At 62.3% G+C, this 16,187-nt stretch carries 14 protein-coding genes and 1 rRNA gene; 12 read left to right on the top strand and 3 right to left on the bottom strand.

Annotated elements, in window-relative coordinates; all coding sequences use genetic code 11:
- The first annotated feature begins 42 nt into the window (after positions 1 to 42).
- The 10 genes from argF to ppnP all read left to right on the top strand — a co-directional run bounded on the left by argF (position 43) and on the right by ppnP (position 11,384).
- Positions 43 to 963 carry an ornithine carbamoyltransferase gene (gene argF / locus CSQ91_RS28125; RefSeq protein WP_034785055.1) on the top strand — a complete coding sequence of 307 codons (921 nt, stop codon included), beginning with the start codon at positions 43 to 45 and terminating at the stop codon, positions 961 to 963.
- Between the two features lie 69 nt (positions 964 to 1,032).
- A complete protein-coding gene (locus CSQ91_RS28130) occupies positions 1,033 to 2,268 on the top strand; it encodes an argininosuccinate synthase (RefSeq protein WP_034759383.1) in 1,236 nt (411 codons plus the stop codon).
- Between the two features lie 186 nt (positions 2,269 to 2,454).
- The gene (locus CSQ91_RS28135) at positions 2,455 to 4,266 is read left to right on the top strand and encodes a methyl-accepting chemotaxis protein (RefSeq protein ID WP_099390251.1); all 1,812 of its coding nucleotides are present in this window, start codon (positions 2,455 to 2,457) and stop codon (positions 4,264 to 4,266) included.
- Between the two features lie 4 nt (positions 4,267 to 4,270).
- On the top strand, positions 4,271 to 4,726 hold the full coding sequence (locus CSQ91_RS28140; protein WP_070259684.1) for a chemotaxis protein CheW: 456 nt from the start codon (positions 4,271 to 4,273) through the stop codon (positions 4,724 to 4,726).
- Positions 4,723 to 5,964, top strand: a complete 1,242-nt coding sequence (locus CSQ91_RS28145; RefSeq protein ID WP_099390252.1) for a CheR family methyltransferase — start codon at positions 4,723 to 4,725, stop codon at positions 5,962 to 5,964. Before CSQ91_RS28140 ends, CSQ91_RS28145 begins: the two co-directional genes overlap by 4 nt.
- Before the next feature lie 9 nt (positions 5,965 to 5,973).
- Positions 5,974 to 6,660 (top strand): chemotaxis protein CheW, encoded by a 687-nt coding sequence (locus tag CSQ91_RS28150; protein WP_070277945.1) that lies wholly within the window; start codon positions 5,974 to 5,976, stop codon positions 6,658 to 6,660.
- A complete protein-coding gene (locus CSQ91_RS28155; RefSeq protein WP_099390253.1) occupies positions 6,657 to 8,945 on the top strand; it encodes a hybrid sensor histidine kinase/response regulator in 2,289 nt (762 codons plus the stop codon). The genes CSQ91_RS28150 and CSQ91_RS28155 overlap by 4 nt, the downstream gene beginning before the upstream one ends.
- Before the next feature lie 10 nt (positions 8,946 to 8,955).
- A complete protein-coding gene (gene cheB / locus CSQ91_RS28160) occupies positions 8,956 to 10,008 on the top strand; it encodes a chemotaxis-specific protein-glutamate methyltransferase CheB (RefSeq protein WP_099390256.1) in 1,053 nt (350 codons plus the stop codon).
- Between the two features lie 10 nt (positions 10,009 to 10,018).
- The gene (locus CSQ91_RS28165; protein WP_070277941.1) at positions 10,019 to 11,044 is read left to right on the top strand and encodes a diguanylate cyclase; all 1,026 of its coding nucleotides are present in this window, start codon (positions 10,019 to 10,021) and stop codon (positions 11,042 to 11,044) included.
- Positions 11,045 to 11,069: 25 nt separating this feature from the next.
- Positions 11,070 to 11,384 carry a pyrimidine/purine nucleoside phosphorylase gene (gene ppnP, locus CSQ91_RS28170; RefSeq protein WP_099390254.1) on the top strand — a complete coding sequence of 105 codons (315 nt, stop codon included), beginning with the start codon at positions 11,070 to 11,072 and terminating at the stop codon, positions 11,382 to 11,384.
- 75 nt (positions 11,385 to 11,459) lie between these two features.
- Here ppnP and murB read toward each other — a convergent pair whose 3' ends face one another.
- Entirely contained in the window at positions 11,460 to 12,488 is a 1,029-nt protein-coding gene (murB, locus tag CSQ91_RS28175) for a UDP-N-acetylmuramate dehydrogenase (protein WP_092612114.1), read from the bottom strand.
- 185 nt (positions 12,489 to 12,673) lie between these two features.
- On the opposite strand from murB, the gene CSQ91_RS28180 reads away from it, so the two are divergent.
- On the top strand, positions 12,674 to 13,159 hold the full coding sequence (locus CSQ91_RS28180; RefSeq protein WP_034759416.1) for a YajQ family cyclic di-GMP-binding protein: 486 nt from the start codon (positions 12,674 to 12,676) through the stop codon (positions 13,157 to 13,159).
- A 183-nt stretch (positions 13,160 to 13,342) separates the two neighbouring features.
- A complete protein-coding gene (locus CSQ91_RS28185; protein ID WP_070277935.1) occupies positions 13,343 to 14,608 on the top strand; it encodes a nitronate monooxygenase in 1,266 nt (421 codons plus the stop codon).
- 53 nt (positions 14,609 to 14,661) lie between these two features.
- On the opposite strand, the gene CSQ91_RS28190 is transcribed toward CSQ91_RS28185, so the two are convergent.
- Both CSQ91_RS28190 and rrf read right to left on the bottom strand, forming a co-directional pair.
- On the bottom strand, positions 14,662 to 15,960 hold the full coding sequence (locus CSQ91_RS28190; RefSeq protein ID WP_099390255.1) for a leucine-rich repeat-containing protein kinase family protein: 1,299 nt from the start codon (positions 15,958 to 15,960) through the stop codon (positions 14,662 to 14,664).
- A gap of 110 nt (positions 15,961 to 16,070) precedes the next feature.
- A 5S ribosomal RNA gene (gene rrf, locus CSQ91_RS28195) occupies positions 16,071 to 16,183 on the bottom strand.
- Between the last annotated feature and the right edge of the window lie 4 nt (positions 16,184 to 16,187).

A 16,187-nucleotide genomic window follows, 5' to 3' on the forward strand; every position in this document is an offset into this window, starting at 1 on the left:
AAGGCACGCCGCCGGCGGCCTGCGCATCTTCAAGTGGTCATTATGTCGACAAAAAAACCGATCAAGCACTACCTCCAGTTCTCCGATTTCACGTTGGAAGAGTACGAATATGTGATCGAACGCGCCCATCTGATCAAGCGCAAGTTCAAGAACTACGAAATCTACCATCCCCTGATCGACCGCACCCTGGTGATGGTCTTTGAAAAGAACTCGACCCGCACGCGATTGTCGTTCGAAGCCGGCATGCACCAGCTGGGCGGCGCCGCCATCTACCTGAACACGCGCGACTCCCAATTGGGCCGCGGCGAGCCGGTGGAAGACGCGGGCCAGGTCATGTCGCGCATGTGCGACATCATCATGGTGCGCACCTTCGGCCAGGAAATCATCGAGCGTTTCGCCGCCAATTCGCGCGTGCCGGTGATCAATGGCCTGACCAATGAACACCACCCGTGCCAGGTCTTTGCCGACATCTTCACCTACATCGAACACCGCGGCTCGATCGCCGGCAAGGTCGTCGCCTGGATCGGCGACGCCAACAACATGCTGTACTCGTGGCTGCAGGCAGCCGAGGTGTTCGGCTTCCACGTCAACGTGTCAACGCCGAAGGGCTACGACATCGACCTGTCGCAAGTCAAGACCGAGCGCTATACCTTCTTTGCCAACCCGTCCGACGCCTGCGAAGGCGCGCACCTGGTCAACACGGACGTGTGGACCAGCATGGGCTACGAAGCGGAAAACGCGGCCCGCATCGCCGCCTTCGACGGCTGGATCGTCGATGGCGCGAAGATGGCCCGCGCGGCGCCCGACGCGCTGTTCATGCACTGCCTGCCCGCCCACCGCGGCGAGGAAGTAGCCGCCGAAGTGATCGACGGCCCGCAATCGGTGGTGTGGGACGAAGCGGAAAACCGTTTGCACGTGCAAAAAGCGCTGATCGAATACCTGTTACTGGGTAAAATCAACTAATTGGCCTGGAACTGCAGAACTCCCGGCAGCATCGCAACACATATATCGACAACGACAACTGGAAGCAATATGAGCGACATTAAAAAAGTAGTCCTGGCCTATTCCGGCGGACTCGACACCTCCGTCATCCTGAAATGGCTGCAAGATAACTACCAGTGCGAAATCGTCACCTTCACGGCCGACCTGGGCCAGGGCGAAGAACTGGAACCGGCGCGCGCCAAGGCCATCAAGTTCGGCATCAAGCCGGAAAACATCCATATCGAAGATGTACGCGAAGAATTCGTGCGCGATTTCGTCTTCCCGATGTTCCGCGCCAATACCGTCTACGAAGGCGAATACCTGCTGGGCACCTCGATCGCCCGTCCTTTGATCGCCAAGCGCCTGATCGAAATCGCCAACGCCACGGGCGCCGACGCCATCTCGCACGGCGCGACCGGCAAGGGCAACGACCAGGTGCGTTTCGAGCTGGGCGCCTACGCGCTGAAGCCAGGCGTTAAAATCATCGCTCCATGGCGCGAGTGGGATCTGCTGTCGCGCGAAAAACTGCTGAAGTACGCGGAAGACGCCGGCATCGAAATCGACATGAAGCACAAGAACGGCGGCGCGCCGTACTCGATGGACGCCAACTTGCTGCACATCAGCTTTGAAGGCCGCCACCTGGAAAACCCGAGCGCCGAAGCGGAAGAAACGATGTGGCGCTGGACCGTCAGCCCTGAAAAGGCCCCGGACGAAGCGGAATACCTGGACATCGAATACGAAAAAGGCGACATCGTCGCCATTAACGGCGTGCGCATGTCGCCTGCCACCGTGCTGGCTGAACTGAACAAGGTTGGCGGCAAGCATGGCGTGGGTCGCCTGGACCTGGTGGAAAACCGCTACGTCGGCATGAAATCGCGCGGCTGCTATGAAACCCCGGGCGGCACTATCATGCTGAAAGCCCACCGCGCCATCGAATCGATCACCCTGGACCGCGAAGTGGCCCACCTGAAAGATGACCTGATGCCGCGCTACGCATCGATGATCTACAACGGCTACTGGTGGGCGCCTGAGCGCGTTGCCCTGCAAACCCTGATCGACCACACGCAGGAAACCGTGAACGGCTGGGTACGCATCAAGCTGTACAAAGGCAATGTCATCGTCGTCTCGCGCGATTCGAAGACGGATTCGCTGTTCGACATGAACATCGCCACCTTCGACGAAGACGGCGGCGCCTACAACCAGGCCGACGCAGGCGGCTTCATCAAGCTGAATGCCTTGCGCATGCGCATCGCCGCCATCGCCCGCGAAAAGCGCGGCCAGAAGTAATTAGTTGCCGGGAGGCACTGCCTCCCGCAGCTGCCTGAGCCGCCCACGGGCGGCTTTTTTGCGTCTGGAGCGCACTCTGCCGCAAATTACGCCCCGCCACGTCCCGAGATCGCCCCCATTTTGCTGTCCGCATGGCAAAATGCTACAGTGCAATTGTGCTGACCTTCCCGCTTCCGGAGCCCTCCCATGTTCAAAGACCTGAGTATCAAGAATAAACTGTACCTGGGCTTCGGCTCCATCGTGGCCATCATCCTGATCCTGCTGGGCGTGGCCTACAACAGCTTTTCGCGCCTGTCGGAAGCCAATGCATGGGACCGCCACACGATGGAAGTGCTGGTCGAGATCGACAGGATTCACAATTCCATCCTGCAAATCCAGGTGGAAGCACGCGGTTTCATCCTCACAGGCAACGAAGCCTCGCTGAACCCTGGAACTGACGAGATGGCGGTGCTGAGCCAGCACACGCAAAAAGCCATCGCCATGACGGTCGACAACAAGGTACAGTCGGAACGCTTCCGCAAGATCGACCAGCTGACCACCACCTGGGTCAAGGAGTGGATCAATCCCCTGATCGAGAAGCGCCGCGCGCTGGGCAACGCGCCGGGCGCCACGGAAGCGGTGGCGCGCACCATGCCGCCGACCGGCTACCCGGCCGTCGCGCAAGCGAACAAGCTGCTTGACGAAGTCGCCGCCGAAGAATCCCGCTTGCTGGTCGAACGCACGGCCACCACGACAAAATTGCAGGAAACCATGATGCTGACCCTGGCGCTGGGCGGCGTGCTGTGCGTGGTGCTGGCGCTCGGCATTTCCTACCTGCTGGGCCGTTCCATCCTCGGCCCGCTGAACAGCCTGACGGACGCCGTCGGGCGCATCGCCGGCGGCGAGCAGGGTGCGCGCGCCGCCATCATCTCGCGCGACGAGCTAGGCAAGGTGACGGAAGAATTCAACCGCATGGCGCAAACCATCCAGGACAACCAGGCCAACGAACTGGCCGCGACGAATAGCTTGCGAGCCAAGGTCGATTCCCTGCTGGAAGTGGTGTCGAAGGCGGCCTCGGGCGACCTGACGGGCAAGGTCGGCATCACGGGCAATGACGCCATCGGCCAGCTGGGCAACGGCCTGGCGAAGATGTTCGAAAACCTGCGCAGCCTGCTCAACAATGTGCAAAAAGCCGGCATCCAGGTGACGACCTCGGCCACGGAAATCGCCGCCTCGGCACGCCAGCAGGAAGCCACGGGCATCGAACAGGCGCAAACCAGCGTGGAAATTCTCAGCACCACCAAGGAAATCTCGGCCAACACGAGCCAGTTGCTGAAAACCATGGAAGACGCCACCGCCGTGGCCGACTACACGACGAATGCCACGGCCGAAGCACAAAACAACCTCAAGCGCATGGACTCGACCATGCAGCACATGGTCTCGGCGACCGATTCCATCAACGCCAAGCTGGCCGCCCTGTCGGAAAAAGCCAGCAATATCAATAGCGTGCTGATCACCATCACCAAGGTGGCCGACCAGACCAACATCCTGTCGCTGAACGCCGCCATCGAGGCGGAAAAAGCGGGCGAGGCGGGCCGCGGCTTCTCCGTGGTGGCGACGGAAATCCGCCGCCTGGCCGACCAGACGTCCGTCTCCACCTGGGATATCGAGCAAATGCTCAAGGAAATGCAATCGGCCGTGTCCGCCAGCGTGATGGGCATGGATAAATTCTCGGAAGAAATTCGCCGCAGCGTGGGCGAGGTGCGCCAAGTGGCGGAACAATTGTCGTCCGTGATGGACCAGGTACAGAAACTTACGCCGCAATTCGATGCCGTGCTGCAAGGCATGCAATCGCAGGCCATCGGCGCCTCGCAGATTTCCGACACCATGATGCAGCTCAACGATGCCACGCAGCAGACGGTGGAATCGCTGAAAGCCACCAGCGAAGCGGTGCACCAGCTGCAATATGCGGCGGGCGACCTGCAGTCGAGCGTGTCGACCTTCGCCGTCACCATCTGATCCCATGAAAGTACTGCTCTTTCACATCGGACGCGACCGCTATGGCCTGCCCCTGGCAGGCATCGTGCGCGTCTTGCCGCTGCTGGAGCTGAAACAGTTGCCGCTCACGCCAGACTACGTGGCCGGCCTGATGGACTTGCACGGCACGCCCGTGCCCGTGATCGACCTGTCGCGCCTGGCCGGGCTGCCTGCCGCCGCCGCGCAGTTCGACACGCGCATCGTCATCGTCGACTACCGCGCGCCTGGCGGCGCCACGCATGCGCTGGGCTTGCTGGCCTCGCAGGTGCGCGGCATCGCCGACATCGATGCGGAAAAGCTCGACGACAGCGGCGTGACGACGGCGCCCTTCCTGGGCCAGGTGGCCAGCGACGCCGACGGCATCGTGCAACTGGTGGAACTCGAGCACCTGCTGCCGCCCGACGTGCGCGCGCTGCTGTTTCAAGACGCGGGCGCGGCATGACGGCACAAGCCCTGCTGCGCCGCGCGACCGGCCTGTCCGTTTCCAAAACCGTGGCCGAGCGGGCCGTCGGCCAGCGCATGGAGCAAATGGGCTTCAGCGATAGCGAGGCCTACCTGCAGGCGCTCACGCCGGCCGAAATGACGCAATTGATCGAGCTGGTGGTGGTGCCGGAATCGTGGCTGTTCCGCGACCCGCAGGCGTTCTACGCCACCGTCGAACTGGTGCAGGAACGCTGGGCACGGGGGCGCGCCACGCGCATCCTGTCGATCCCGTGCGCGGGCGGCGAGGAACCGTATTCGATGGCCATGGCGCTGCGCGACGGCGGCGTGCCGAAACAGGCGTTCAGCATCGATGCGTATGACCTGAGCCCCGGCTGCATCGAGCGGGCGCAGGCCGGCGTGTATGGCCGCAACGCCTTCCGCGCGCAGGACGTGGCCTTCCGCGACCGCTATTTCACGCACGTGGCTGACGACGCCTACCGCATCATCGACTCCTTGCGCGAGCAAGTCACCTTCAGGCAGGGCAATCTGCTGCAATTCGATACCGCCACCTACAGCCGCCATTACGACGTCATCTTTTGCCGCAACCTCTTGATTTACTTCGACAAACCGACCACGCGCGCGGCCATCCACAACCTGTCCGCCCTGCTGGCCGACGACGGCATGCTGCTGGCCGGCTATGCGGAAGTGCCGTCGTTCTGCCAGAACGGCTTTGCGCCGCTGCAGTTCCGCCAGGCCTTCGCCCTGAAAAAGGACAACACGCCGCCGGCTGCCGTCATCCAGGTGGCGCCGCTGCCTGCCCTGCGCAGCGTGCCGTCCGCGCCAAGGCGCGCCGCCGCAGCCGCCCCTGCCGCCGCGACAGCGCCGCGCACGCGCCCCGTGTCCGTGCCGTCGCCGGCGCCGGCCGCGCCAACCGCGCAAGCCGATTTGCTGGCCGAGGCGCGCCTGCTGGCCGACCGTGGCCAGTTGCGCGAGGCCGGCGAAAAATGCCATGCCCACCTGGCCAGAGTGCCCGAGGCGGCGGAAGCGTATTTCATGCTGGGCATCATCAATGAACTGGCCGGCAAGATGGACCTGGCCGACGATTACTGGCGCCGCTGCATCTACCTGCAGCCCGACCATTACGAGGCGCTGTGCCACCTGTCGCTGCTGGCCGAACGCAATGGCAACCACACAGCCGCCGCCACCCTGAAGGCGCGCGCGGCGCGCATCTACCAGCGCCGCCAGGCGTCCAACTAAGGGGTATGCATGACCAACCTCATCGCCACCGAGTCTCCCGCCGCCATCGACGACTGCTGGAACCATATCGGCGTGGTCGGCGACCAGAGCTGCCCCAAGCTGCCGGCCAATGTGCATTGCCGCAACTGCGACGTGTATGCGGGTGCCGCGCAGCGCAACCTGCAGCGGCCCGTGGATGAACACTACCAGCGCGACTGGGCCAGCCACTTCCGCCAGATCGATGCGGGCGGCGAAGTGCGCGACAGCTCGGTGCTGGTGTTTCGCATCGGCCGCGAATGGCTGGCGCTGCCCACGCGCGTGTTCGACTCCGTGGCGCCGCAGGCCAAGCCGCACGTGCTGCCGCACCGCGGCGGGCGCGGCCTGGCGGGCATCGTCAATATCGGCGGCAAGCTGTATCCATGCATGTCGCTGGCCAGTTTGCTGGGCATCGACGAACAGGGCGCGCCGCCGGCCAAGGGTCGCCACACGTTCGCGCGCCTGCTGCTGATGCGCTGGGAAGAGCAGGCCTACGCCCTGCCCGTGGCCGACCTGCACGGCATCGTGCGCTATGCATCAAGCACCGTGCAGGCGCCTGCGGCCACCATCAACAAGGGCCTGTCGCGCTATCTGTCCGGTGTCATCACCGAGGGCGACATGCGTATCGGCTGCCTCGACACGGCGCTGATCGGCTTTCAACTTGCGAGACTATTACGATGAGCCAGGACCAGCACGGCGACCTGAGTGCCTTTTCCATGCTGGACCTGTTCCGCATGGAGGCGGACAGCCAGACCCAGATCCTCACCGATGGCTTGCTGGCGATGGAGCGCCATGCGGGCGACGCGGCCGCCGTCGAAGCGATGATGCGCGCGGCGCACTCGATCAAGGGCGCGGCCGCCATCGTCGGCCTGCAGGTGGTGGTGCAGCTGGCGCACGGGATGGAGGACAGCTTTGTCGCCGCCCAGCACGGCCGACTGAAACTCACGCCGGAGCGGGTCGACGTGCTGCTCTCGGGCGTCGACCTGATCGTGCAGCTGTCGCGCCTGGACGACGCGGGCGCCGAAGCATGGCTGGCCGCGAATGCGGCGCAGATCGACCAGACCCTGAACGCCATCGCAGGTATCGCCGAGCTGCCCGAATTGCCGGCCCTGCCCTCGGCGCCTGCGCCCATGCCGGCGCCGGCAGCGGCCACACCACAGCTTCCCGTGGCCAGCGGCCTGGCGATAGAGGAGCCGGAAGCGGCCGCGCCTGCGCCGCGCACGGGAGCCGCACCAGCCAAGGCCCCGGCGCAAAACTTCGACAAATTGCTGTCGCTGGCCAGCGAATCGCGCATCAACGCGCACCAGATGCACCCGTTCATCGGTGCGCTGCAGCGCTTCAAACGCAACCAGAGCAGCCTGTTTTCCGCCATCGAGCACCTGCACGAAGCCATTGCCCGCGCGGGCGACGCGGGCCTGATGGAAAAATCGCTGCTGGCGCTGCAAAAGACGCAGCCCCTGAAGCAGTTCATGCTCGAGCACATCGCCGACATCGAAACCTATGAACGGCGCCTGCTGGCCGTCTCGCAAGGCATGGTCGACGAAGTGCTGGCCCTGCGCATGCGCCCCTTCCGCGACGGCATCCATGCATTTCCCCGCATGGTGCGCGACCTGGCGCGCAGCCTGGGCAAGGAAGTGCAGCTGGAGATCGAGGGCGAAGACACCCTGGTCGACCGCGACATCCTGGCGAAGATCGAAAGCCCGCTGAACCACATGCTGAGGAATGCCATCGACCATGGCATGGAAGGCCCGTACGAGCGCATCGACGCGGGCAAGGAGGCGCTGGGCACGATACGCATGGAGGCGCGCCACCGCGCCGGCATGCTGAGCATCGAAATCAGCGACGACGGCCGTGGCGTCGACCTGGAAAAAATCCGCCAGTCCGTCATCGAGCGCAAGATGGCCAGCCCCGTCATGGCCGCCGCGCTGTCGCCGGGCGAGCTGCTGGAGTTTTTGTTCCTGCCCGCCTTCAGCCTGAAGGAAAAGGCGAATCAATTGTCCGGACGCGGCGTGGGCCTCGATATCGTGCACGAGACGATACGCCAGCAAAACGGCACGGTGCGCCTGGAATCGGAACCGGGTCGGGGCTTTCGTGCCCTGATCACCCTGCCGCTGACGCAATCGATCGTACGCGCGCTGGTGATCGACATCCAGGGCGAAGCGTACGCCATCCCCATCGTCAAGGTGGAAAGCGTGGTGCGCGTGCCGCAGGCAGCCATCCATACCCTGGAAAACAAGCAGTTCTTTGAACTCAAGGGCGAGCATCTGGGCCTGGTCTCGGCGGCGCAGGTGCTGGAACTGGGCGAAGCGGCCAACCAGGCAGAGGACTTGCCGGTGGTGGTGATCGGGCGCGGCAAGCAAAGCTATGCCCTGGTGGTCGACGCCATCCGCGGCGAGCAAAGCCTGGCGGTGCAGGCCATCGATCCGATCTTCGGCAAGATGCGCGACATTTCCGCCGCCGCCCTGCTGGACGACGGCGAACCGGTGCTGATCCTCGACGTGCCCGATTTGCTGCTGTCGATCGACAAGCTGCTGCACGAGGGCGGGCTGCACCAGCTGGCGCAGGCGGGCCACACGCAGCAGCGTAGAGCCAAGCGCATCCTCGTCGTCGACGATTCGCTGACGGTGCGCGAGATGGAGCGCAAGCTGCTGCTGGCGCGCGGCTTCGAGGTCGACGTGGCCATCGACGGCATCGACGGCTGGAACGTGGTGCGCAGCGGCGAGTACGACCTCGTGATCACCGACGTCGACATGCCGCGCATGGATGGCATCGAACTGGTATCGCTGATCAAGAAGGACCTGCACCTGCACAAGCTGCCGGTGATGATCGTCTCGTACAAGGACCGTCCGGAAGACCGCGCGCGCGGCCTGTCCGCCGGAGCCGACTATTATCTGACCAAAGGCAGCTTCCACGACGAGACCTTGCTCGACGCGGTGGCCGACCTGATAGGAGATGCCCGCTTATGAGTTGTACTTCATGAAAATTGCCATTGCCAACGATGTCGCCATGGCCGCCGAGGCCCTGCGCCGCGTGGTGGCCAGCACGCAGGAACACCAGGTACTGTGGATCGCCCGCACGGGGCTCGAAGCCGTGCGCATGTGCGAAGGCAACCGCCCCGACCTGATCCTGATGGACCTGAACATGCCGGAGATGGATGGCGTCGAGGCGACGCGCCTGATCATGGAGCAAAGCCCGTGCGCCATCCTGGTGGTCACGGGCCGCCCGCAAGACAATGTCAACCAGGTCTTCCGCGCGCTGGGCGCGGGCGCGCTCGACGTCACCGCCACCCCCGTGCTCCAGGGACAAGTGGGCGGCGACAGCGAACTGCTGGCCAAGATCAAGACCATCGGCAAGCTGATACGCCACAGCGCAGAATCTCCGCCGCCGCGCCAGGCGAACGGCAATGGCGGCGAACGGGGCGATGGCCAGGTATCGACCCTGGTGGCCATCGGCGCCTCGACGGGCGGCCCTTCGGCCGTGGCCAGGGTGCTGTCCGGCTGGACGGCGCCGCCCGGCTGTGCCATCGTGGTGGTGCAGCACATCGACGAAACCTTTGCCTCGCACTTCGCGAAATGGCTCGATGACCAGCTCAGCATGCCTGTGCGCGTGATTGCCGAAGGCGATGAACTGGTGTCCGGCACGGTACTGATCGCCAAGACCAATGATCACCTGCTGCTAGATCAAAATTATCGTTTGGGTTACGATGCAGCACCACGCGAGTATGTTTACCGTCCTTCCGTCGATGTCTTCTTCAACTGCGTGGCGCAGCACTGGCGCGGCGACGCCATCGGTGTATTGCTCACAGGCATGGGGCGCGACGGCGGCGATGGCTTGCTGGCCATGCGTCGCGCCGGCAAGACGACCATCGCGCAAGACCAGGCCAGCAGCGCCGTGTACGGCATGCCGCGCGCGGCGGCCGAACTCGATGCGGCGCAGCACATCCTGCCATTGGATAGAATTGGCGCCAGCCTGCGCAGCCGCCTGGGCGCCAAACTCAACAATGGGTGGGAGCCCTCCCCTAACATCTGAAAAGAATGCAATGCCAGAATTTTCCTCCAGCTTCATCCAGCAAGAACCCGCATTGACCGAATTCAAGGTCAGCGTCCTGCTGGTGGACGACCAGTTGATTATTGCTGAGGCAATCCGGCGCATGCTGAGCGATCAGCAGGATATCGAGTTTCACTATATGACCGACGCCACCCAGGCGCTGGACACGGCGCTGCGTTTGCAACCGACCGTCATCCTGCAGGATCTGGTGATGCCGGGCATCGACGGCTTCGCCTTGATCAAGCTGTACCGCGAAAACGAGGCGCTGGCGCATGTGCCGGTGATCGTGATGTCGGCCAAGGATGACCCGAAACTGAAGGCGCACAGCTTTGCCGTCGGCGCCAACGATTACGTGGTGAAACTGCCAGACCGACTGGAGTTGCTGGCGCGCATACGCTATCACTCGGCGGCACACATCAGCCGCTTGCAGCGCGACCAGGCTTTTCGTTTCCTGCGAGAAAGTCAAAAAAACCTGGCCGACGCGAATATCGAGCTGCAGAAACTGGCCGCCCTCGATGGCTTGACGGGGATCGCCAACCGCCGCCGCTTCGATGAAACCCTGCAATTCGAATGGCAGCGTGGCCAGCGCGACAAAACACCGCTGAGCTTGCTGTTCTGCGATATCGACCATTTTAAAAGCTATAACGATCACTTTGGCCACCTGGCGGGCGACCTGGGCCTGAAAAAAGTCGCCGCCGTGCTGACGGAACATTTGAAACGCCCGGCCGACCTGGCCGCCCGTTACGGCGGCGAAGAATTCGCCTTGATCCTGCCGGAAACGAATCCGGCCGGCGCGCTGCTGATCGCCGAAGCGTGCCGGCGCCATCTGGAAGGCTTGCAGATCGAGAATCCGGCGGCAAGCACGGGCATCGTCACCATCTCGATCGGCGTGGCCACCATCGTGCCGTCACCGGACTCGACGGTGGAGCAACTGATCAACCGCGCCGACCAGGCCCTGTACGCGGCCAAGCGCGGCGGACGCAACAGCGTGCTGAGCGCCGATGACGTCCAGGACTGATTTTTAACAGCAAGGAAAGTGAAGCATGAGCACACAACTGGACAATGTCAGCGTCGTCAAGAAGTCGAATATCTACTTTGACGGCAAATGCGTCTCGCATAACGTCATCCTGGCCGATGGCACGAAGAAAAGCGTGGGCGTGATTTTCGCGTCATCGCTGCGCTTCAATACGGGCGCGCCGGAAATCATGGAAATCGTCAGCGGCCTGTGCAAGGTGCGCCTGGCCGACGCGACAGAATGGAACAGCTATGCCGCGGGCACGCAATTCAAGGTGCCGGGCAATAGCTATTTTGATATTGAAACGGTCGAGACCGTCGACTACGTCTGCCACTTCGGCTAATCCACGCAGAAAAAACGTCCATGGCTGCGTTGCACTGCCTTGCCCTGAGCATTTTTTCAAGCGCGGATTGACTATTTAGACAAACACAGGCTCGGGCGACAGGCGCACGCCATATTTCGCCTCTACATCATCCTGTATCGCTGCCGCCAACCGGGTAATGTCCGCGCCACGAGCGCCGCCATTATTCACCAGAACCAGTGCCTGCTTGGGATACACTCCCGCGGGCCCCAGGTTTTTCCCCTTCCATCCGCACTGATCGATCAGCCAGCCGGCCGCCAGCTTTTCCGTGCCATCGGGCTGCGCATGGTGCACGAGGGTCGGGAAACGTTCCAGCAAGGCAAGACATTGCTCGCGCGACACCACGGGATTCTTGAAGAAGCTGCCCGCATTGCCAATGACGGCCGGATCGGGCAATTTTCTCCGGCGGATCGCCATCACCGTCTCGGCTACCTGTTGTGCTGTCGGCTCGGCAAGATTGCGCTCGGCCACGGCCTGCGCCAGTTCCGCATAGCGCAAGTTCGGCTGCCACTCGGCCGGCAAGGCAAACGTGACTTCCAGCACGATCAGCTCGCGCCCGTCCGCCTGCTTGAAGATGCTGTCGCGGTAAGCGAAGCGGCAAGCATCGCGGTCCATGTCGAAGACGATGCCGCTGGCGCTGTGCATGACGCTCACGCTATGCAGATAATCCTTGATTTCAACGCCATACGCGCCAATATTCTGGATAGGCGCCGCGCCTACCGTGCCGGGAATCAGGGACAGGTTTTCCAGCCCGCCCACGCCTTGTGCCAGGGTCCACTGCACGAAATCGTGCCAGTTTTCGCCGGCCGCGGCCGTGACGAGTACCGTCTCGAAATCCGCCTGCGCCAGGCGCATGCCGCGCGTGGCCATGTGCAGCACGGCGCCGGGAAAGTCGCCCGTCAGCACGATGTTGCTGCCGCCGCCCAGTATCAGGCGCGGCATGGCGGACAGGGCGGGATCTTGCAGCGCGGCGTGCAATTCGGCCTGCGAGGTGATGCGTACGTAGGCGGCCGCGTTGGCCGTGATGCCGAAGGTATTCAGGCGCTGGAGGGGGTAATTGTGTTCGATGGTGAGCTCTGCAGACATGGGATAGGGAAATTTTGCTCGATTATAGAGCGAAAGCGACAAAAAACCACCTCAGGACAAGGGCGACTTGCCCGTTGTCCGTTAAAATGTCGCATCTTTAACAGGGCCGTCCCATGGCGCAGAATCAGCCGCCAAGGCCCAGCGCGCCGAGCGTGCGCTCGCTTTAACAAGAAAAGGAACAGACCATGCCGTCATTTGATGTAGTCTCCGAAGCCGATATGATCGAAGTCAAGAATGCAGTCGAGCAATCCAACAAGGAAATCACGACCCGCTTCGACTTCAAGGGCAGCGACGCCCGCGTCGAGCACAAGGAAAACGAATTGACCGCGTTTGCGGACTCGGAATTCCAGCTCAGCCAGGTGCGCGACGTGCTGACCAACAAATTGACCAAACGCAAGGTCGATGTGCGCTTCCTCGACGAAGGTGACATCAAGAAGATCGGCGGCGACAAGGTCAAGCAGATCATCAAGATCAAGAATGGCATCGAATCGGATGATGCGAAGAAAATCGTGCGTGTCATCAAGGACAGCAAGATGAAGGTGCAAGCGAGCATCCAGGGCGAAGCCGTGCGCGTCACGGGCGCCAAGCGCGACGACCTGCAGGCGGCCATGGCCATGCTGCGCAAGGACGTGCCCGACATGCCGCTGGAATTTAACAATTTCCGCGATTAATTTCGATGATGCGCACGCTCCGGCCTGCGCTTGCACCGGCATGGCGGCAAGCTGCCTCGGAGCGCCTGCCCGCTTGGGGTAGAATTGAAGCTGCGCGCAGCTACATGCGCCCGCGCGCCTGACCGGCGGCGGGCTTGACCGTACATCTGGCTCAGTGATAACCACGGTAGTCTAAGGATAGCAATGAAACGTGTTGATGATTTCCGCCTGCGATTTGGCAAAAAAGAATATGTGCCCATCATGATAGGCGGAATGGGTGTGGATATTTCCACGTCGGAGCTGGCCCTGGAAGCGGCCCGGCTGAACGGTATCGGACATATCTCCGATGCCATGGTGGAAGACGTGTCGGATCGCCGTTTCGACACCACCTTCGTCAAAGACAAGACGAAACTGTACAAGTTCAACATCAATAACAGCGACAAGGCCGTGGTGCAATTCGACCTGGGCCGTCTGGCGGAAGCGCAGCGGCTGCATATCGGCCGCACCATGGAAGCAAAAAAAGGCGATGGTTTGATCTTCGTCAATTGCATGGAAAAGCTGACCATGAATGGCCCGCGTGAAACCTTGCGCGTGCGTCTGAATGCGGCGCTGGACGCAGGCATCGACGGCATCACCCTGTCCGCCGGTTTGCACTTCGGCTCGTTCGCCCTGATGGCCGACCATCCGCGTTTCCGCGATGCCAAGCTGGGCATCATCGTCTCGTCCGTGCGCGCCTTGCAGATTTTCCTGCGCAAGAACGCCAAGCTCGACCGTTTGCCCGACTTCATCATCGTCGAGGGACCATTGGCCGGCGGCCATCTGGGTTTCGGCATGGACTGGGCCAATTACGATCTGCACACGATCACGGCGGAACTGCTGGCCTACCTGAAGGCCGAACAGCTGGACATCCCGCTGATCGCCGCTGGCGGCATCTTCACGGGCAGCGACGCCGTCTCCTTCCTGGAAGCGGGCGCGGCTGGCGTGCAAGTGGCGACGCGCTTTACCGTCACCAAGGAATGCGGCTTGCCAAACAAGGTCAAGCAGGAATATTACAAGGCCTCGGAAGAAGACATCATCGTCAATGGCGTCTCGCCGACCGGCTACCCGATGCGCATGCTGAAGAACACGCCCGCCATCGGCGCCGGCATCCGCCCAGGCTGCGAATCGTATGGCTACCTGCTCGACGCGACGGGCAACTGCGCGTACATCAACTCGTACAACCGCGAAGTGGCGGCCCATCCGGAACAAAAAACCGTCGTCGTGATGGACAAGACGTGCCTGTGCACCCACATGCGCAACTTCAACTGCTGGACCTGCGGCCATTACACGTATCGCCTGAAGGACACCACGCATAAGCTCGACAACGGCGAATACCAGATCCTGACGGCCGAACACGTCTTCAAGGATTACCAGTTCAGCGTCGACAACCAGATCGCCCTGCCGGAAAAAGAAATCTTGGTGGCAAGCTGAATCTTGCCAGCCTGAAATGAAAATGGCGCAGCCTGCGAAGGCTGCGCCATTTTTTATGCGGGGAGCATGTCCCGCAATGCCAGTTCGATCGCCTCGAACCTTGGCCGCCGCAATATTTCTTCCTGCAAGCAAGTTTCTTGCAAGGCATGCAAGGCGGGTAAAGGCGTCGCACAATGCGCGATCAGTTCTCCCAGCAGCACGCCAAAGGCACGCGCCTCTATGCCCTGCAGCAAGTCCCCGCGCGGCGAACCCGGCACAAACATGGACGCCGCGCCAAAGTCGCCCAGCAGGGAGGTACCAGCGTCCGCATGCAGGATATTGTGTGCATACAAGTCGCCATGCACGATGCCGCGCGCGTGGAGCTGGCACACGGCCGAGGCGATGCCATGGGCAATGGCCAGCGCTTGCGGAATATCAAAGCGCACACCATCGGCATACACGTCGCGCGTGCACGATTCCAGGCTCGGTGGTCCCGCCAGGTTGCGAAAGGCCGCGTCGATGAGCGGCATGACGAGTCCCATTGCCCCTTGCGGATGCGCATCGAGCGTCCCGAGGATGGGAATCAGGCCCGGGTGCGCACCGGCGCCGACACAGGCGGCCATTTCACTGCGCGGCAAGCCGTCGCTGGTCATGGCCCCTTTGAACACTTTGACGGCGACATCATCCACGCCATCCAGACAGGCACGGTAAATCACCCCCGATGCTCCCTCGCCCAGCTGCTGCGCCAATGCCAGGCGCTGCCATGCCACGCCTGCCGCACCTGTCCCGGCCAGGGCCGCCAGTTCCCGCGCTTCCGTGCAGGGATTGCCCGCATACGCGAGCCAGCTCAGGCGTGGCAGGGACAGCAGGCAGTCGGGCAGCGCCGTAAAACGGTTGGCGGCGATACGCACCAGTTCCAGACGGCGGCAGTTCGTCAACGAAGCGGGCAAGCTGTCCAGGCAATTTCCTGCCAACATGAGTTTCTGCAGCTCACTGCACTTGCCCAATTCGTCCGGCAAGGCTTCGATGGCATTGTCGGTCAGGGTCAGCCAGCGCAGCCTGGACGGCAAGGCTGCGGCCGGCACGTGGCGTATCCGGTTCGCCTTGAAACCGATCATTTCCAGCGCAGGACAGGAACCAAGCACAGCCGGCAAGGTGGTGAACAGATTATCCGAACAAAAAATGATGCGCAGCTTGTGCAGGCGCGGCAAGTCGTCGGGTAAAGTGGACAGCGCGTTGCCCGAGAGGTCGAGGATTTCCAGGCTATCGGCCAGGTCGAAGATTTCGCGTGGGAAATCCGTCAAGTCGCAGGACAGCTTCAGGCGGCGCAGGCCGGCCAGTTGGCCAGCCCGTAATTGCTCCAGTGTATGCACAGCAGACAAGATATCTCTTTCAAAAACCCGGCAATCGCTGGCGCACTTAAAACCAGCGGACGTAAAAAAACCCCAACCGGATCACCGGAAGGGGTTTTTTCGAATAACAAGCCTGACGATAACCTACTTTCACACTGGTTGCAGCACTATCATCGGCGCAAAGTTGTTTCACGGTCCTGTTCGGGATGGGAAGGGGTGGGACCAACTTGCTATGGTCATCAGGCATA

Origin of the sequence: Janthinobacterium sp. BJB301, assembly GCF_002735685.1 — a bacterium.
Taxonomy (GTDB): domain Bacteria; phylum Pseudomonadota; class Gammaproteobacteria; order Burkholderiales; family Burkholderiaceae_D; genus Janthinobacterium; species Janthinobacterium lividum.